The following is a 19,249-nucleotide window of genomic DNA, read 5'->3' on the forward strand; positions in this document are numbered from 1 at the left end:
TAAATTTTATAGATTAAGAATTAACTCATTGTTTGGATTTTAAAATGATAATTTTATTTTGAAATTTCAAGGAATAGCCTATCCCCTTTTAAGGCAAAAAATTACCGCCGACTATTGTCGACGGTTCGTTGCACAATAAAAAAGGTCACTTCCGATTTCTCAAAAGTGACCTTTAATTTTTTATCAAATATCGTTTCTTACGATATCTTCGTAGCTTTCTCTCTTAACAACAACTCTTGACTTGCCGTTGTTTACCATAACAATAGCAGGACGAGGGATTCTGTTGTAGTTAGATGCCATTGAGTAGTTATATGCACCTGTTGAAAGAACAGCAAGTGTATCGCCTACTGTAACAGGAGCTACCTGTGTGTGTTCCTGTACAAGGTCGCCGCTTTCACAGCACTTACCTGCAACGGTAACTGTCTGTGTAGCCTCTTTGTCTGCGTGGCTTGCGTTTACTACTGTGTAATCAGACTGATAAAGCGCATATCTGATGTTGTCGGTCATACCGCCGTCAACAGATACATAGGTTCTGATGTCAGGGATTTCTTTGATACCGCCGACGGTGTAAAGCGTGATACCTGCCTCACCGACGATTGAACGGCCCGGCTCAATAAAGATGTAAGGTACAGGCACATTGTGTTCCGCAGCCTTTGCTTTTACGGCAACAGATACTTTTTCCATATAATTCTCATAAGGAACAGGCTCGTCGCTGTTTACATACATAATGCCAAAGCCGCCGCCGAGGTTTAAGTTGCTGATTGTAACACCAAGCTCGTCTTTGATTTTACCGATGAAGTCCATCATAATTTCTGCAGCTGTAACGAATGGGTCAATATCAAAAATCTGTGAACCGATGTGGCAGTGAAGTTCTGCAAGGTTTACATTTTCATATTCAAGTGCCTTTTTAACAGCCTCAAAAGCCTCGCCTGTTTCAAGTGCAAAGCCGAACTTTGAGTCAATCTGACCTGTTCTGATAAAGTTATGTGTGTGAGCGTCAACACCAGGCTTGATTCTGAATGAAATCTTTGCCTTTTTACCGAGTTTGCCTGCAATTTCGTTTAAAAGCTCAAGCTCGTAAAGGTTGTCGACTACAAATGTGCCGACACCTGCGTTAAGTGCAAATTCAATTTCAGCGGCTGTTTTATTGTTGCCGTGAAAATGGGTTTTCTCCATAGGAAAACCTGCCTGCTGTGCTGTATAAATCTCGCCGCCCGATACTACATCAAGTCCGAGATGCTCTTCGTTTGCAATTCTGCAAAGCTCCTTACAGCTAAGCGCCTTGCTGGCATAAAGCGGCATACCGTTGCCGTTGTAGAACTTTTTGAAAGACTTAACATATGAACGGCAGGTTGTTCTGATTGTGTTTTCGTCAAGCACATAAAGCGGAGTGCCGTACTCCTTTGCAAGCTCAACTGTGTCGCAACCGCCGATTGTAAGATGTCCTTTTTCGTTAATGTTTAAGCAATCATTTACAAACATTCTCTCATACCTCCTGATATTTACTTGCGCAGCCTTTTATTCGGTCTGCAAAATATGTGACTCTATAAGAGCCTTTATTTCCTCTTTGCCATATCCGTCCTGTGCCGAAAACTCTATCATAGGTAAATCTTCGATTGTGCTGAAAATATCCTGATAGTATTCAAGCTGTAGTTTCTGGTTTGTTTTGTTCAGCTTGTCACGCTTTGTAAGCACTACAGCAAACGGGTAATTACTTCTGTAAAGAAAGTCCACCATCTCAAGGTCGTCATCTGTAGGAGGATGGCGCATATCGAGAATTTGGATAATCAATTTTATATTTCTTTCCTGTGCAAAATATCCCTCTACAAGTTCAGCCCAGCGTTTCTTTTCGTTTTTGGAAACCTTTGCGTAGCCGTAACCGGGCAGGTCAACCATACGAAATTCTTTTAATTTATAGAAGTTTATGGTCGCTGTTTTACCGGGTTGGGCGCTGACTCTTGCGAGTGCTTTTCTCTGCACAAGTTTATTTATAAGAGATGACTTTCCGACATTTGAATGTCCTGAAAAAACAATTTCGGGCATATCAGATTTTGGCAGCTGTTCTTTTGTGCCGGCGGCAAATTCAAATTGTACTTCGTTAAAATTCATTTACCTCACCCCTACTGTCTGATGTTTTCCGATTTGGTAGTTACCGTATTATCGGCAACTGCATTCCATTGCTTTTCTGAAATTACAGGTACATCGACTATTGCAATCGGGACTACCTGTGAGAAACTTGTAACAGGAATAAAACTTACTTTTTCCTTTACAACAGGGTCTATTTCCTCAAGGTCTGCTTCATTTTCCTTTGGAATGATAACGGTTTTAATGCCCGATTTATATGCAGCCATACTCTTTTCTTTTAAGCCGCCTATCGGCATTACATTACCTCGTAGGGTAATTTCACCTGTCATTGCAACATCACGCTTTACGGGCTTTCCTGTTAAAGCTGAATAAATGGCGGTTGCCATTGTAATACCCGCCGAAGGACCGTCCTTTGGTACAGCACCCTCGGGAGCGTGAATGTGAATATCTTTATTTTTGTAGAACTGCGGATTAATTCCGAGTGAATTTGCGTGACTTCTTATGCAAGTAACGGCAGCCTTTGCCGACTCCTGCATAACATCGCCGAGAGAACCCGTAAGCTCAAGTTTGCCCGTGCCCTCCATAACCGCAACTTCAATCGGTAAAAGTTCACCGCCGACGCTTGTCCAAGCAAGTCCGTTTACAGTGCCGATTTCGTCCTTTGACGGTAATTTATCGGTTGTAAATTTCTTGTGTCCGAGCATTTCAAGAATTTCTTTGTTTGTAATTTTAAAAGTTTCCTGTTCGTCTTCAAGTTTTTTAACTGCGCATTTACGGAGCACATTTCCGATTAATCTTTCAAGAGTACGAACACCCGCCTCTCTTGTATAAAAATCAATTAGGAAATACAGCGCCGATTGAGTAAATTTAACCTCTTTAGCGGTAAATCCGCTCTTTTCAAGCTGTTTTGGAACAAGATGCTTTTTAGCAATGTTAAATTTTTCTTCTCTTGTATAGCTGTCAAGCTCAATGATTTCCATTCTGTCACGCAACGGTGCGGGAATTTGTGATACATCATTGGCTGTTGTAATGAACATTACATTAGACAAATCAAAAGGAATATCAATATAATGGTCAACAAACTTGTTGTTCTGTTCCGAATCGAGGACTTCAAGCAAAGCGGATGTAGGGTCACCTTTGTAATCGCTGGCAAGTTTGTCGATTTCGTCAAGAATAAGAACAGGGTTGTTTGAACCTGCATTCTGAATGGCAGTCATAATTCTGCCCGGAATAGAGCCGATGTAAGTTCTTCTGTGACCTCTGATTTCTGCCTCGTCACGCACGCCGCCGAGGGCAATTCTTTGGCTCTTTCTGCCGACAGCCTTTGCAATTGACTGTGCAATCGAGGTTTTGCCGACACCCGGAGGGCCTGCAAAACAGATAATCTGACCGTCCTGCGAACCTCTCAATTTTGTAACGGCAAGCTGCTCAATGATTCTTTCCTTGATTTTAGCAAGTCCGAAGTGAGATTTATCAAGTTCTTTTCTTAACTTGGTAACGGAAATTTTATCTTTGGTAGCTGTGTTCCACGGAAGGTCAAGCACTGTGTCAAGATAAGTCCTGATAACAGATGCCTCCTGACTTCCGTACGGCATACGCATCAGCTTTTTGCACTCTTTGATGAGGATATTTTCAGTTTCTTCTGAAAGTCCCAAAGCATAAATTCTTTCGGCGTAAGCCTCTGCCTCTGCGGACGGATTATCGTCCTCGCCGAGCTCTTCTTCAATAATCTTTTTCTGTTCTCTTAGAAAATAATCACGCTGATTTTCTTCAATTCTGTCTCTTGCTTTTTGAACAATATCTTTTTCGATTGAAAGAATATAAGTTTCATTTATAAGAATGTCAAGCAACATATCCAGTCGCTCGGTTTGGTCAAGTTCTTCAAGAATGGTCTGCTTTGCCTGATAATCAAGAACAATGTTGTCAGCTATGTAGTCTGCAAGCTCGCCGCAAGACTTACAAGAGGCAACTTTAAATATAATATCATTCGGAACTCGAGGAGCTACCTTGACATAGTTTTCAAATTCCAATCTGACAGCACGCATCAAACCGAGTTGTTCGGAGGTGTGCTTAAACTTTTTATCCGGATACGGCTCAACTTCGACCATAAGACAATTTTTATCGAATACAGGAGTTACAATTCCGGCTCTGAATTTGCCCTCAATAACAACTCTTGTTGAGTTGTCGGGCTGTTTGATTACCTGAACTATTTTTGCAACTACGCCTGTTGAGTAGCATTTTGTAATATCAGGGTCGTTTTCGGCAGCGTCTTTCTGTGTAACAAGAAAAATAAGCTGATCGTTTTTCATAGCGGCATTTATAGCACTGATGCTCTTCTTTCTTCCCACATCAAAATGAATGAGCGTTTTCGGAAAAACAACAAGTCCTCTGAGCGGCAGAACGGGCAAAAGTATTAAATTATCGTTTCTATCGTCCATTTTCTATCCTCCCATCACAATTTATTTCACAATTAAATCTAATCAAAAAAAGCTGTATTGTTTTTTCGGCAATACAGCTTTAATTATTTACAATACTTTAAGAAGCTGTGCTTCGTTTTTGACGCTTCTTTGCATCTTGTTTTAAGTTGATTGAAACAGCCGCCTTGTCTTCATTTCTGAGAAGTTCGGGTTCGCTGCCCTCGGTTACAACCTTTTCTGTGATTGTTACCCTTTCAATAGTCGGATCGGACGGAATTTCAAACATAAGGTTAGTTAGTATTCCCTCCATAATTCCTCTTAGTCCTCTTGCACCTGTTCTCTGTTCCTGCGCTTTTTTGGCAACTGCTTTTAAAGCGTCATCTTCAAATACAAGTTCAACATTGTCAAGCTCAAAGAGTTTTTTATACTGCTGAACAATTGAATTTTTAGGAACTGTAAGGATTTGCACAAGAGCGTCGGTATCAAGACCGCTTAGAGCCGTAATAACGGGAAGTCTGCCGATAAGCTCCGGAATTATGCCGTACTTAACAAGATCGTGTGCAGTAACATCTTTCATCCAATAGGTTTCGTCAAGCTCTTTTTTATCCTGAATAAATGACTCGAAACCGATTACTGAAGAGCCTTTGCGCTTTGTAACAATTTTTTCAAGACCGTCAAAAGCACCGCCGCAGATAAACAGAATATTCTTTGTGTTTATCTGTAAAAATTCCTGTTGCGGATGTTTTCTGCCGCCCTGCGGAGGCACATTGGAAACAGTACCCTCAATAATTTTGAGCAATGCCTGCTGAACACCCTCACCGCTTACATCACGGGTGATAGACGGATTTTCCGATTTACGAGCAATTTTGTCTATTTCATCAATGTAAATAATGCCTCGCTCTGCTTTTTCAATGTCGAAATCAGCAGCCTGAATAAGCTTTAATAAGATGTTCTCTACATCTTCGCCGACATAGCCAGCCTCTGTAAGTGTGGTGGCATCTGCAATGGCAAACGGAACATCAAGTGCTTTTGCAAGAGTTTGAGCAAGCAAAGTTTTACCTACGCCTGTCGGACCGAGCAAAAGAACATTACTTTTTGAAAAATCAACATCGGTTTCGTTTGAAAACACTCTCTTGTAGTGGTTATAAACAGCAACACTGAGCGTAACTTTTGCGGCATCCTGACCGATTACATATTCATCAAGAATTTCCTTGATTTCCTTAGGCTTAAGGAGCTTTGGAATAGAAACGGTATCATCTTTTTTAGCAAGCTCTGCGTCAACCGCTGTATTCTCGAGTTCTTCTGTCTGCTCAAGAATATTCATACATAAATCAACGCACTGGTCGCAAATATACACGCCGTTGCCTGCAATCAGACGGCCAACCAATTCCTGTGGCTTTCCGCAAAAAGAGCAGTATATTTCTTTTTCGTTGTTTTTGTTTGCCATTAAGATTTCCTCACCTTATCTTTTTTCAATAACCTTATCGATAAGACCGTATTCAAGAGCCTGCTGAGCAGTCATAAAGTTATCTCTGTTAGTATCTCTTGCGATTACATCAATCGGCTGTCCTGTATTATCAGCAAGAATCTGATTAAGACGCTGTTTCATATCAAGAATGTGTCTTGTATGAATTTCCATATCTGTAGCCTGACCTTGTGCACCGCCTGACGGTTGGTGAATCATAATGTCACTGTTTGGAAGAGCAAGACGCTTGCCCTTTGCGCCGGCTGCAAGGAGGAATGCACCCATACTTGCTGCCATACCCATACAAATAGTGGAAACATCACATTTGATGTAATTCATTGTATCAAATATTGCAAATCCATCTGTAACACTGCCACCGGGGCTGTTGATATAAAGGCAAATATCCTTTGTAGGATCCTGGCTCTCAAGGTAGAGTAGCTGTGCTACTACTACACTTGCACTTGCACTGTTCACTTCTTCTGTGAGCATAACGATTCTGTCATTAAGAAGTCTTGAATAGATGTCGTATGAGCGTTCGCCACGGCTTGTCTGTTCAAGTACATATGGTACTAATGCCATTTGATCAAAACCTTTCATTATAGTAAATAGTAATTAACAAAAACAGGTTAATTATTCAAATTATTTAATAACTACACTGTCCTTTACCATATTAAGAGCCTTTTCAGCCTTAACATCAAGTGTAAGTGTTTCGGCAGGAACTGCACCCTTAACTGTTTCAACATCTACCTTGTAAGTTTCTGCCATCTTGTTGTAAGCCTCGTCAAGGTCAGCGTCTGTTACTTCAATATTCTCTTTCTTAGCGATTGTTTCAAGAGCAAGTCTTAACTGAACTCTTTTCTTAGCCTCGTCGGCATACATCTTCTTTAAGCCGTCAAGGTCAATACCCATATACTGGAGGTATGTGTTCATATCAATACCCTGTGAACGGATTCTCATCTCGAAATCTCTAACCATTTCGTTTACCTGGTTGTCATACATAGCCTGTGGGATTTCGCCCTCAAGAAGTTCGATAAGTTTTTCGGCAATCTGATTGTCCTTATCCTTTTCAGCTTCATCCTCAAGACGGGCAGCGATTGTTTCTTTAAGCTCATCTCTGTATTCTGCTACAGTTTCTTTTTCTGAAACATCCTTTACAAACTCATCGTCAACTTCAGGGAGTTCCTTAGCCTTAATCTCGTGAAGCTTAATCTTGAACTCTGCGTCCTTACCTGCGAGCTCTTCAGCCTGATACTCTTCAGGGAACTTAACATTGATAGAGAACTCTTCATCAGTGCTGTGACCGATAATCTGCTCCTCAAAGCCCGGGATAAAGTTGCCTGAACCGATTGTAAGGTTGTAGTTTTCAGCCTTACCGCCGTCAAATGCAACGCCGTCAACAAAGCCTTCAAAGTCGATAACTGCGATGTCGCCGTTAGCAACAGGTCTGTCCTCAACTGTTACCATTCTTGAGTTACGGTCACGAACCTTCTCGATTTCTTCGTCAATAAGCTCGTCTGTAACTTCTGTTGACTTCTTTGTTACTTCAAAGCCAAGGTAGTTGTTGATTTCCATATCAGGCTCAACAACGATATTTGCCTTGAAAGTAAAGCCGTTCTCAACCTCTGTAACTTCGATAGATTCAACAGCAACAATCTTTACGCCTGCCTCTTCTGCTGCGTTGTAAAGAGCCTCAGGATAGCAATCCTGCATAGCGTCATCATAGAATACTTCTTTGCCGTACATTTTCTCAATAATGTGGCGTGGAGCTTTGCCCTTTCTAAAACCGGGAATGTTAATTTTCTTAACTTCCTTCTTGTAAACTGTGTTAAGTGCTTTTTCAAAAGTTTCTCCGTCAACTGTAACAACTAACTCGTATGAATTAGCCTGCTCAAGTTTTTTACTTTCTTTTAATGCCATTTTTTGAAATCCTCCAAATTTGATTTTTTATACAAATATAATCAGTATCAGTTCATTATAACACAAAAATTCAGTTTTGCCAATACTCAAAAGCAAATTTATGCTTATTATCGTACCAAAATCGGCATAAATGCGAGTCGGTCGCAAGAGATCAGCTTAAAATTTATACCTTTATAATCACCCTCAACGGCATACCGCATATTTGATTTGCCGTGAATGTGTCCGTAATAGCATCTTTTTATATTGTGTTTTAATAATACATTCATAATTTCGCTGCATTCGGTGTTGCAGTAGACAGGCGGATAGTGCAGAAAAACCACAGGCTCAAGCCCTGTTTTTTCCGCCTCTGAAATCGACATTTCAAGTCTGCCTACTTCACGGTTAAGTACCTTTACATCAGCGTCAGACTCATTTTCGAGAAACCATCCTCTTGTACCGCAAATTGCTTTATTGTCGCAAACATAAGTGTTGTTAAAAAGGATATTTATCGAATTAAGTTTGTTATTGTCGAGGAACTTTTCAATTTTACTTTTGGTTCCCCACCAATAATCGTGATTGCCCTTGAGAAAAATTTTCTTGCCGGGCAAATCATTAATATATTTAAAATCGGTATATGTTTGTTCAAGCTTCATTGCCCAGGAAATATCACCCGCAATCATAACCGTATCATCATCGGTAACAAGTGTATTCCAATTTTTTGTAAGCCTTTCGACATAGTTGTCCCAGCCCGCAAAAATATCCATCGGCTTATCTTCGCCGAGTGACAAATGAAGGTCAGCTATCGCAAATAAACTCATTATTTGATGTTAAGTGCATCAAGAACATACTGAGGCATAGAATTAACCTCTGTAACATCTGAGAAACGAGCCTTTTTGTCCTTAAGTGCTGCAAGAGGTGCAGGCACAGGAGCATTTGAAACCTCGAATAGCTTTTCTACCATATCAAATTCATTTTCAGGAAGGTCTGTGCCGTCTGAAACAGCCTCAAGAACAGCCTTAGAGAACTTGTATGGGCTTGCTGTCGATGCGATAACAGACGGAGTTGTGTCGCCTGTCTGCTCAACATACTGCTCATATACATTAACAGCAACTGCTGTATGAGTATCGCAAAGGTAGTTATCTGTATCAAACAAAGCTTTGATTGTAGCCTTTGTCTGCTCATCATCGCAGAAACCGCCGAAGAATTTTGACTTGATTCCAGCCTTGATTTCGTCGGAAACCTCGTACTTGCCTACAGTCTTGAGAGCAGTCATAAGCTCTTTTGTAGTATCGGCATTGTTGCCCGAAAGCTTATAAAGAAGTCTTTCGAGGTTGCTTGATACGAGAATGTCCATTGAAGGTGAAATTGTTGTATAGAAATGTCTGTTTTTGTCATAAACACCTGTCTTAATGAAGTCAGAAAGAACATTGTTTGAGTTTGACGCACAGATGAACTTGTTGATTGGAAGTCCCATAATGCTTGCGTAGTATGATGCAAGAATATTGCCGAAGTTACCTGTCGGAACTACAACATTAATCTTGTCACCCATAGCGATTTTGCCTGCATTTACGAGGTCGCAGTAAGCAGAAATATAGTAAACAATCTGTGGAAGAAGTCTGCCCCAGTTAATTGAGTTTGCAGAGCTGAAAAGCATATTGTTAGCCTCAAGCTTTGCGGAAATTTCAGGAGTAGTAAAGATTTTCTTTACACCTGTCTGTGCATCATCAAAGTTGCCCTTGATAGCGCAAACGGTAACATTGTTTCCTTCCTGTGTGTTCATCTGGTGCTTCTGCATTGGACTTACACCGTCAACAGGATAGAAAACGATAATTTTTGTATGGTCAACATCTTTAAAGCCTTCAAGAGCAGCCTTACCTGTGTCGCCCGATGTGGCAACAAGAATTACTGCATCTTTGCCGTCGTATGTCTTTTTAAGTGATTTTGTAAGAAAATGAGGAAGAATCTGGAGTGCCATATCCTTAAAAGCACAAGTCGGACCGTGCCAAAGTTCAAGAATATTAAGTTCCTTGCCGTTGAGCTTTGCGTAAGCCAAGGGAGCAGGATTGTCACTGCCGAACTTCTCTTTTGTGTAGGCATTTTCAACACAATCGTTGATTTCTTCTTCTGTAAAATCAGAAAGAAAATCAGCGAAAACTTTTTTTGCTCTGCCCTTGTAATCAAGCTTTAAAAGCTCATTAAATGTTTCTGCGGAATATTTAGGAAATTCCTGTGGCACAAAAAGTCCGCCATCCTTAGAAATACCCTGGGCAATTGCCTGAGCGGCCGATACAACTTCGGCTGCATTTTGAGTACTGTTATACAACATATAAATCTTCCTTTCAGAGTTGCTTTACACAAAGTACATTTTACTACATAATTTATCAAATGTCAAAGTTTTCAAAGAAATTAACTGCATTTTCATAAAAAATTTTATCAATTATGGCTTCTTGATAGTTTTTTTGCAGAAAAAGATTATAAATTTCATATAGATTTCTGTTATTTCTGATGTCATACGGCAAGATTCCGCCGTCAAAATCACTTCCGAGGCATACATAATCTTCTCCGCCGAGCGACAAAAAATGCTCTGTGTGCTTTAGAATATCATCAATGCAGGCTTTTTCGGGTTCGTTATTGAGAAACGCATTATGAAAATTAAGTCCTATAATTCCGCCGTTTTTAAATATGATTTTTGCCTGTTCGTCTGTAAGATTTCTTTTGTGCGCAGTAACCGCTCTTGCGTTTGAATGGGTGGCTATAAACGGCTTTGCAGCAATTTCACATACATCATAAAAAAGTTTATCGCTTGCGTGTGATACATCAATGACAATCCCTTGATTTTCAAGTTCACATACCGCTTTTTTGCCAAACTCCGTTATGCCTGTCGGGTGCTCTGCCATTGCGCCGTCGCCGATACAGTTTGTATCGTTCCAAGTAAGGGTTGCTGTTTTTATGTTGCTGTCGGCAAGGTATTTTATATATGAAATATCATTGTCGATTATTTTGCAGTTTTCAAGTGTAAACATTGCAAGTTTGTTTTTTGTTGAATTATTAATTTCTTTAAAAGAATCAACAAGATTTATATTGTTGATTTTACATTCTTTCGGAAGTGTAATTTTGGCTTTTTCAAACAGTGCTCTGCCCTGTTTTATGCTTAAATCATCGGGAATCCATACCGCAAAGCACTGCAAATATTTTTCAAAATCCACATCTGTCTGAACTTCATAGTCGGAACAGGAAAAGCCGTGGCTCATAGTCACGGCTTTGTAAAGTGTATCACAATGTAAATCAAATACTTTCATAAGAAGCTCCTTCAAAAGCATTTTCAATATAGTTGATGTCAATTACTTTGCCGCTTTCAGGCTCGGTAAATACTTCGCTGACATCAAAGCGGAAATAAGCGTCAAGCTGTTTTTCGGCAATATACATTGCGGCGGTTTTTCTTATTCTTGAAATTTTCCTGCGGTCAACAGCCTCATACGGACGGGCAATAAAATTTGCCGCCCTTGTTTTTACTTCCGTAAATATAATATATTCGCCTTTTTGAGCAATTATATCAATCTCACCGCATTTTTGTCTGTAATTGCGTTCAAGAATTTTATAACCGTTTTTCTTTAGGTAACGCTCGGTAAATTTTTCGCCGATGTCGCCTTTCTGTTTTGTCGTAAATAACTTCATAATTATTTATACAGCTTTTTAAGAAAACTTTTGCGGTGGTACGGGCACGGACCGTATTTAAGAATAGCCTCTCTGTGTACCTTGGTTCCGTATCCTTTGTGTTTATCAAAACCGTACATGGGATATTCTTCGGCATACTTATATAAAAGTCTGTCCCTTGACACTTTTGCAAGGATAGATGCACAAGCAATCGACATAGATTTTGCATCACCTTTTACAATGCACTCGGCGTCAATGTCAATCGGCGGAATTTTATTTCCGTCAATCATTGCGTAGTCTGCCTTTATGTCAAGACCGTCAATTGCTCTGCGCATCGCAAGCATTGTTGCATTCAGTATATTGATTTCTTCGATTTCGTCAACCGTAGCGTAAGCTATTGAGTATGACAGCGCCTGTTCTCTTATAACATCAAACAAGGACTCACGCTTTTTCTCGCTTAATTTTTTTGAGTCGTTTACACCGTCAATAATTACGCCCTCGGGCAATATAACGGCGGCGGCGCAGACGGGACCTGCGAGAGGGCCTCTGCCTGCCTCATCAACTCCGCAAACCGATTTATAACCTTTTGCAAGCGCCTCTTTTTCAAATTCAAGCCAATCCATTGTTTCACCTTTTATCTTTCGGGCATTTCAAGAGTGATTCTGCCGAGTTTTCCGCTTCTGAATTCATCAAGAAGCATAATTGCGGCTCTCTCTGTATCTATTTCTCCTCCTGAAATGAGCATACCTCTTTTTTTGCCGATTACATTAAGCAATTCGTATGAATCGATTGCGTCAAGGTCAATATCCTCAAGTTTAAATCTTGCAATAAAATCAGCGGGTTTCAAGCTGCGCAAAAAGTCAAGAAGTCTTACGGCGAGAAGCTCCGTATCGAGAATTTGGTCTTTTACAGCACCTGTAAAAGCAAGTCTTTCGCCGACAATCTTATCGTCAAATTTAGGCCAAAGTACACCCGGAGTATCGAGCATTTCTATATTTTTAGCGATTGAATACCACTGATTGCCTCTTGTAACACCCGGTCTGTCCTCTACCTTTGCTCGATTCTGCTTTGCTACTCTGTTAATGAATGAAGATTTACCGACATTCGGGATACCTACAATCATAATTCTAAGCATCGGGTTTACCATACCCTTTGCCTTAAGTCTTTCTCTGCGTTCGGATAGCACATTGTTTACAGCAGGGGCAAATTTATTAAGTCCCTTACCGCTTTTGCAGTCAACCGCAATCGCTGTAATTCCCTGTGATGCATAGTAGTCTATCCATCTGCTTGTTGCGGTCTGATTAGCCATATCGCATTTATTCAAAAGCACAACCTTTGGTTTGTTCTGAATAAGCTTTTGTAAATCCGGATTTTTACTGCTTAAGGGTATTCTTGCGTCAAGAATTTCTGCCACTGCGTCTACAAGTTTTAAACTTGCCTGAATCTGTCTTTTGGTTTTGGTCATATGACCCGGAAACCACTGTATATTTTGCATTTCGCTCATTTTATTTTATCAATCCTTATAGTTGTTTATAAATCAGTAAAGATATTTGAAATGGTCAAACGGATAAATCACAAATTGTGCCTTGCCGAGTATCATCGATTTTGGAATAAGCTGAATACTGCCGCTTCTGCTGTCGAGTGATACGGAACGGTTATCACCCATTACGAACACATAGCCTTCGGGTATGGTGTCGGGAATATTCCAACCGACAGTCGGTCTTATTGTATCGGAGGCAACATATTCTTCGTCAAGTACAATTCCGTCAACTATAACTTTATTATTGTCATAGTCAATTTTTATTGTCTGTCCTTCGGTTGCGATAACTCGTTTTATAATGATTTTTCCGATTTGCTGGTCTGCGTCAACAGCCACAATATCTCCCACCTGCGGTGAGTAAAGAAAGTTTGTAAGTATCGCCCTGTCGCCGTCAAAAAGCGTGTCTTTCATAGATTCGCCGTCGATTGTGACATCTTTTATAAAAAATGTAAATACAACGCTTATAATTGCAAAAAGGAAAACAACCGTTTTGAAAATATCAAATATACAGTTAGGTAATTTTTCTTTGTTTATCTGTATTTTTGTTTTCGAGGTTTTGTTTTCAGATTTCATATATCCTCCAAAAAAATAAAAGCTTATTTCAATTATAAAACAGAAATAAGCTTTTATCAATAGGTCAAATAAAATTTTTAGTAAAGATATTTAAAGTCTGAAAACGGATAAACTACAAATTGAGCTTTTCCTATAACATTGTCTACGCTGATAAGACCGATTCTTGAGTCACGGCTGTCCATAGAAACTCCTCTGTTGTCGCCCATTACAAAAATCATACCGTCCGGAATAACCTCGGGGATTTCGTAATCTGCCTCAACATTACAGAATGTTGACACATCAAGATACGGTTCGTCAATTACAACACCGTCAACAAGGATTCTGTCGTTTTCATAATCAAGCTTAAGAGTCTGACCTGCGGTAGCAATAACACGCTTTACAATCGGTTCGGCGTACTCCTTACCGTGAGAAATTACTATGATGTCATTCGGCTTTGGAGTGTAATTAAAGTTGGTTACAATCAATTTATCACCGTTTTGCAGGGTTTCTACCATTGATGTACCTTTTACATCAACCAACCTGAAAAAGAAGTTAAGACAGAAAATAACTATTACAAGCGCAAATACAATTGATTTTACCCAATCGTAAAAGTTTGATGCGCCGCCGTCTGCCTTTGCCGCAACAAATTTGTTGCTCTTCTGCTTGTCTTTTTCGGGATTGCTGAAAGCAATGTAATCTCCGCTGTCCTCGACCTCGATATTCTGATTCTGTGTTTCGGCTGTTGTGTTTTCTACAACATTGTTTTCTGTTTCGTTAGTATTTGTTTTATTTTCGCTCAATTTATCCACCTGCTAACAATAAGTAAAGTAAAAAAGGGACTGTAAAAGTCCCTTTCCTTACATTTGAAATTACTTACGGATCTGCTCTTTAACCTTAGCAGCCTTACCAACTCTGTCACGGAGATAGTAGAGCTTGCTTCTGCGAACTTTACCATAACGAATTACCTGCACGTCCTTAACGTTCGGTGAATGGAGCGGGAACACTCTCTCAACACCTACGCCGTAAGCAACGCGTCTTACAGTAAATGTTTCAGCAACGCCACTGCCCTTTTTAGCAATAACTGTGCCCTCAAACATCTGAATTCTTTCTCTTTCGCCCTCACGGATGTTTACAGAAACCTTAACTGTGTCACCAACATTAAACTTTGGTGTGGTTTCCTTAACTGAACCGGCAGCAATAGCTTTTAATGCGTCCATTATAATTCCTCCTGTTTTTTCTGACATTCGTACCTTTTTAGTGCAGAGGAATGTCTGCTTCAAAATAACGGTTTTACCGCCATCTGAACCTCGTCATAGGTATGACGGTTTCAAATGCTTATATATATTACCACAAAAGAAAATAAATTGCAAGACTTTTTTCCGTTTATCGCAAATTATTTTGTTATTTTATCGAGCTTTTCAAGATAATTTCTGAAATATTCGGGCAGCTGCGATGTAAATTCAAGGTATTCGCCGCTCCTTGGATGAACAAAGCCGATTTTTCTTGCGTGCAGGCACTGACCTGTAAAATCAACTTTTTCGTTTTTAACTCCGTAAACCAAATCTCCCGATACAGGGTGACCGATGTACGCCATATGCACTCTTATCTGATGTGTTCGTCCCGTTTCAAGAATACATTTTATATGAGTGTAGCCCTTGTATCTTGCAATCACACGGTAATGTGTGACAGCGTGTTTGCTGTTTTTTTCGGTAACGCACATTTTTTTACGGTCATACTGACTTCTTCCTATCGGAGCATTCACTGTGCCCTCATCGTCTTTTAAATTGCCGTAAACAATTGCCTCGTATTCCCTTGTAAAAGAATGTTCCTTAATCTGCTCGGCAAGCGAAAAATGTGCAAAATCATTTTTCGCAACTATCAGAAGTCCGCTTGTATCTTTATCTATTCTGTGGACAATTCCGGGACGCATAACACCGTTTATGCCTGATAACGAATCTCCGCAATGATAAAGCAATGCGTTTACAAGTGTGCCGTCATAATTGCCTGCCGCCGGATGAACGACCATTCCTTTCGGCTTGTTAACAACAAGCAAATCGTTATCCTCGTAAATAATTTCCAAAGGAATGTTCTCGGGTTTTGCCTCGTAAGGTACGGGATCGGGAATTTCGAGAGTAATTCTGTCGCCGCTTTTGAGCTTATAGTTTTTACCGACAGAATTTTCATTTACAAAAACTTTGCCCTGCTCAATAAGTTTGGCAGCCGCAGTTCTTGTGAGTGACGGTTCATTGTCGGCAATGTATTTGTCTATTCTTATGTTGCCGTTTTCGGCAACAAATTCAAGTTTTGTCATTTTTCAATTCCTTTTTACCGACTTCTGAAAAAAAGAGTACATAAACCATAAGCAAGACCGTACCGACCGTTATGCAGTAATCCGCAAAATTGCATACGGGCGGAAAGAATGAAAGACTGATGTAGTCAATAACATAGCCGTAAAAAATTCTGTCTATAAGATTGCCTATTCCGCCGCCGACAACAAGCGCAACAGAGGCATAAAAAAGTTTGCTCTTTGGTTTCTTTTTAAACATATAAATTAAGATTGCGGCAATAAGTGCAGTTGTAAGCACTACAAAAATCCATCTGTTGCCTGCAAAACTGCCGAAAGCCACACCGTTGTTTTCCACATAGGTAAAAGAAAGCAGATTGTCAATAACAGACACACTTCCTATTTCTTTGAGATTTGTGCTGACAAAGAACTTTATAATTTGGTCTGCTATTGCCAAAACTATTCCGACCGCAACGGCTATATAAGGCATAAAATTCCCCCATAAAGCTAAATCGGTGCAGCAATACTGTTACACCGATTTAGTATTAAATTTAATTGATTATTTTAAAATGTTGCAGCAACGCTTGCAAAGATGCGGATGTTCGCTGTCTTTGCCGACAGTTTCGCTGATAATCCAACAACGCTCGCACTTTTCACCTATTGCTTTATCAACGGCAATCTCAAGCTCACCGTCATTTTCTGCGATTTCTACGGCAGATACGATGAATGCAGCCGCAAGTTCGGGTTCTGCTTTCTTAAGAAATTCAAACTTTTCGCCGCTTGCCTTAAGAGTAACCTTAGCCTCAAGTGAGCTCTTGATAGTTTTATCTTTAATAAGACCTTCAAGTGACTTCTTTACATCGTCACGAAGCTGATGAATTTCGTCCCAGAATGACATAAAGTCGGCATCGGTTTCGATTTCAACCTGATTTGGCATCTCATTGAAAATAACATTTTCGGCATTCTCATTTGATGAATGAGGCATATATTTCCAAATTTCATCAGATGTATATGCAAGAATCGGGCTGATCATTCTTGTCATAGCGTTAAGAATGATATAGATTGCAGTCTGTGCAGCCTTTCTTGACTTGCTGTCGCTTTTTTCTGTATATAATCTGTCCTTGAGTACATCAAGATAGAAGTTAGACATATCAATTACGCAGAAGTTTCTGATTGAATGATATACCTGGTGGAATTCGTAGTTATCATAAGCCTGCTTAACCTTTGCAATAAGCTCGTTAAGTTTTACGATTGCCCACTTATCCATAGGCATAAGCTCATTTACAGGAACAGAATCTGTATCAGGGTTAAAGTCATAAACATTACCGAGAATATAACGGGCAGTGTTTCTGATTTTTCTGTATGACTCTGAAATCTGCTTTAAAATTTCGTTAGAAATATGAACATCTGACTGATAGTCGGTTGATGAAACCCAAAGTCTTAATACATCAGCACCGTATTTTTCGGTAACATCCTGTGGACTGATACCGTTGCCGAGTGACTTACTCATCTTTCTCTTCTCTTCGTCAAGAATCATACCATGAGTAAGAACTGCCTTATACGGAGCTACACCCTCTGTAGCAACTGATGTAAGGAGTGATGACTGGAACCAACCTCTGTACTGGTCGTTACCCTCAAGGTAAAGGTCAGCAGGGAACTTAAGGTTATCACGCTTGCTTACAACGGCAGCGTGTGATGAACCGCTGTCAAACCAAACATCCATAATATCCTTTTCTTTTTCAAACTCTGTGCAGCCGCACTTTTTACACTTTGTGCCCTTAGGTAAAATTTCTGCAGCTGTATGGCTGTACCATGCGTTTGAACCCTCTTTTTCAAACAAATCTGCAACAGCCATCATTGCGTCATTGTCTATATGAGCCTCGCCGCATTCTTTACAGAAGAAAATCGGAATAGGTACGCCCCATTTTCTCTGACGGGAAATACACCAGTCTTTTCTTTCCTTAACCATATTTGTAATTCTGTCATGACCCCAAGCAGGAATCCACTTAACGCTGTCGATTGCCTCGCAAGCTTTATCCTTGAAGTCCTCAACAGAACAGAACCACTGGTCAGTAGCTCTGAAAAGGATAGGAGTTTTACATCTCCAACAGTGCGGATACTGGTGAATAATCTTCTTTAATGCAAAGAGGTAACCGTTTTCATCAAGATAAACGGCAATCTTTTTGTTTGCCTCATCAGTTGTAAGACCTGCAAACTGACCTGCCTCTTCGGTAAGTACGCCGTTTGAGTCAACAGGGCAGATAGTAGGAATTTCAGGATAATTCTGGCAAACATTAAAGTCGTCAACACCGTGACCGGGAGCTGTGTGAACGCAGCCTGTACCGCTTTCAAGTGTTACATGATCACCGACAATAACAAGTGACTCTCTGTCAAGGAATGGGTGTGCTGTCTTGATATACTCAAGGTCGCTGCCCTTAACTGTGGCAACTACTTCGTAATCTGTAATTTCGGCAGCCTCAAAAGCTGATTTATAAAGCTCTGTAGCCATAACAAGGTATTCGTCACCTGTTTTGATGATTGAATACTCATATCTCGGGCCAACGCAGATAGCTACATTTGCAGGCAATGTCCAAGTTGTTGTTGTCCAAATTACGAACTTAACTTTTGACGGGTCAAGACCGAGATTTGAGAACACACCCTTGTCATCTGTTACTGTAAATTTTACATAAATTGAATGGCACGGATCTTCCGCATACTCAATTTCAGCCTCGGCAAGAGCTGTTTTACATTCAGGGCACCAATAAACAGGCTTTAATCCCTTGTAAATATAACCCTTTGTAGCCATTTTTGCAAACACTCTGATCTGCTCTGCCTCAAATTCGTGCTTAAGTGTGATATAAGGGTTGTCCCACTCACCGATTACACCGAGTCTTTTGAACTGCGTACGCTGATCGTTAATGTATCCTGTAACAAATTCTTCGCACATTTTACGGAGCTCAACGATAGAAATTTCCGCAGAGTTACCGATACCAGCTTTTTTTCTTGCTTTAAGCTCTGTCGGAAGACCGTGAGTATCCCAACCCGGAACATAAGGAGCTTTAAAGCCTGCCATATTTTTATAGCGAACGATAAAGTCCTTTAAGATTTTGTTTAATGCGTGGCCGAGGTGAATATCGCCGTTTGCATATGGAGGACCGTCGTGGAGTACAAATAACGGTTTGCCCTCGTTTACCTCCATAAGCTTTTCATATACCTTATTATCTTCCCATGCCTTAAGAGTTACAGGCTCGCTCTTAGGAAGACCAGCTCTCATAGGAAAGTCGGTTTTTGGAAGATTAAGTGTAGAATTATAATCCTGAGACATTGGTTACACTCTCCATAATTTAAATTTCGAT

General features: G+C 40.2%; 18 protein-coding genes. All 18 read right to left on the reverse strand.

Going from position 1 to position 19,249, the window contains the following annotated elements:
- Positions 1–183: 183 nt before the first annotated feature.
- The gene (gene lysA / locus I2E21_RS01765; protein WP_195410231.1) at positions 184–1,482 is read right to left on the reverse strand and encodes a diaminopimelate decarboxylase; all 1,299 of its coding nucleotides are present in this window, start codon (positions 1,480–1,482) and stop codon (positions 184–186) included.
- 36 nt (positions 1,483–1,518) lie between these two features.
- Entirely contained in the window at positions 1,519–2,109 is a 591-nt protein-coding gene (yihA, locus tag I2E21_RS01770; protein ID WP_195410232.1) for a ribosome biogenesis GTP-binding protein YihA/YsxC, read from the reverse strand.
- A gap of 11 nt (positions 2,110–2,120) precedes the next feature.
- Complete coding sequence (lon, locus tag I2E21_RS01775; RefSeq protein WP_195410233.1) at positions 2,121–4,523, reverse strand: endopeptidase La; 2,403 nt, start codon at positions 4,521–4,523, stop codon at positions 2,121–2,123.
- 97 nt (positions 4,524–4,620) lie between these two features.
- Positions 4,621–5,949: an ATP-dependent Clp protease ATP-binding subunit ClpX gene (gene clpX, locus I2E21_RS01780; protein WP_022234937.1), complete on the reverse strand. Its 1,329-nt coding sequence runs from the start codon at positions 5,947–5,949 to the stop codon at positions 4,621–4,623.
- Between the two features lie 15 nt (positions 5,950–5,964).
- Positions 5,965–6,546, reverse strand: coding sequence for an ATP-dependent Clp endopeptidase proteolytic subunit ClpP (gene clpP / locus I2E21_RS01785; protein ID WP_022234936.1), 582 nt, complete (start codon positions 6,544–6,546; stop codon positions 5,965–5,967).
- A gap of 60 nt (positions 6,547–6,606) precedes the next feature.
- On the reverse strand, positions 6,607–7,884 hold the full coding sequence (gene tig / locus I2E21_RS01790; RefSeq protein ID WP_195410234.1) for a trigger factor: 1,278 nt from the start codon (positions 7,882–7,884) through the stop codon (positions 6,607–6,609).
- 107 nt (positions 7,885–7,991) lie between these two features.
- Positions 7,992–8,681: a metallophosphoesterase gene (locus I2E21_RS01795; protein ID WP_022234934.1), complete on the reverse strand. Its 690-nt coding sequence runs from the start codon at positions 8,679–8,681 to the stop codon at positions 7,992–7,994.
- Complete coding sequence (gene thrC / locus I2E21_RS01800) at positions 8,681–10,189, reverse strand: threonine synthase (RefSeq protein ID WP_195410235.1); 1,509 nt, start codon at positions 10,187–10,189, stop codon at positions 8,681–8,683. The genes I2E21_RS01795 and thrC overlap by 1 nt, the downstream gene beginning before the upstream one ends.
- A 55-nt stretch (positions 10,190–10,244) precedes the next feature.
- Positions 10,245–11,162: a membrane dipeptidase gene (locus tag I2E21_RS01805; protein ID WP_195410236.1), complete on the reverse strand. Its 918-nt coding sequence runs from the start codon at positions 11,160–11,162 to the stop codon at positions 10,245–10,247.
- Positions 11,149–11,538 carry a YraN family protein gene (locus I2E21_RS01810; protein ID WP_022234931.1) on the reverse strand — a complete coding sequence of 130 codons (390 nt, stop codon included), beginning with the start codon at positions 11,536–11,538 and terminating at the stop codon, positions 11,149–11,151. The genes I2E21_RS01805 and I2E21_RS01810 overlap by 14 nt, the downstream gene beginning before the upstream one ends.
- Before the next feature lie 2 nt (positions 11,539–11,540).
- Entirely contained in the window at positions 11,541–12,140 is a 600-nt protein-coding gene (locus I2E21_RS01815) for a ribonuclease HII (RefSeq protein ID WP_022234930.1), read from the reverse strand.
- An 11-nt stretch (positions 12,141–12,151) separates the two neighbouring features.
- Entirely contained in the window at positions 12,152–13,021 is an 870-nt protein-coding gene (gene ylqF, locus I2E21_RS01820; RefSeq protein WP_022234929.1) for a ribosome biogenesis GTPase YlqF, read from the reverse strand.
- Positions 13,022–13,054: 33 nt separating this feature from the next.
- The gene (gene lepB / locus I2E21_RS01825) at positions 13,055–13,630 is read right to left on the reverse strand and encodes a signal peptidase I (RefSeq protein WP_195410237.1); all 576 of its coding nucleotides are present in this window, start codon (positions 13,628–13,630) and stop codon (positions 13,055–13,057) included.
- A gap of 77 nt (positions 13,631–13,707) precedes the next feature.
- Positions 13,708–14,409, reverse strand: coding sequence for a signal peptidase I (gene lepB, locus I2E21_RS01830; RefSeq protein ID WP_195410238.1), 702 nt, complete (start codon positions 14,407–14,409; stop codon positions 13,708–13,710).
- 69 nt (positions 14,410–14,478) lie between these two features.
- Positions 14,479–14,826 (reverse strand): 50S ribosomal protein L19, encoded by a 348-nt coding sequence (gene rplS / locus I2E21_RS01835; RefSeq protein WP_022234926.1) that lies wholly within the window; start codon positions 14,824–14,826, stop codon positions 14,479–14,481.
- Between the two features lie 176 nt (positions 14,827–15,002).
- Positions 15,003–15,920: an RluA family pseudouridine synthase gene (locus I2E21_RS01840; protein WP_195410239.1), complete on the reverse strand. Its 918-nt coding sequence runs from the start codon at positions 15,918–15,920 to the stop codon at positions 15,003–15,005.
- Positions 15,907–16,383: a signal peptidase II gene (lspA, locus tag I2E21_RS01845; protein ID WP_186934788.1), complete on the reverse strand. Its 477-nt coding sequence runs from the start codon at positions 16,381–16,383 to the stop codon at positions 15,907–15,909. Before lspA ends, I2E21_RS01840 begins: the two co-directional genes overlap by 14 nt.
- 69 nt (positions 16,384–16,452) lie before the next feature.
- Positions 16,453–19,218, reverse strand: coding sequence for an isoleucine--tRNA ligase (gene ileS / locus I2E21_RS01850; RefSeq protein WP_195410240.1), 2,766 nt, complete (start codon positions 19,216–19,218; stop codon positions 16,453–16,455).
- Between the last annotated feature and the right edge of the window lie 31 nt (positions 19,219–19,249).

The sequence above is a fragment of the Ruminococcus sp. BSD2780120874_150323_B10 genome (genome assembly GCF_015553695.1).
GTDB classification, from domain to species: domain Bacteria; phylum Bacillota; class Clostridia; order Oscillospirales; family Acutalibacteraceae; genus Ruminococcoides; species Ruminococcoides intestinale_A.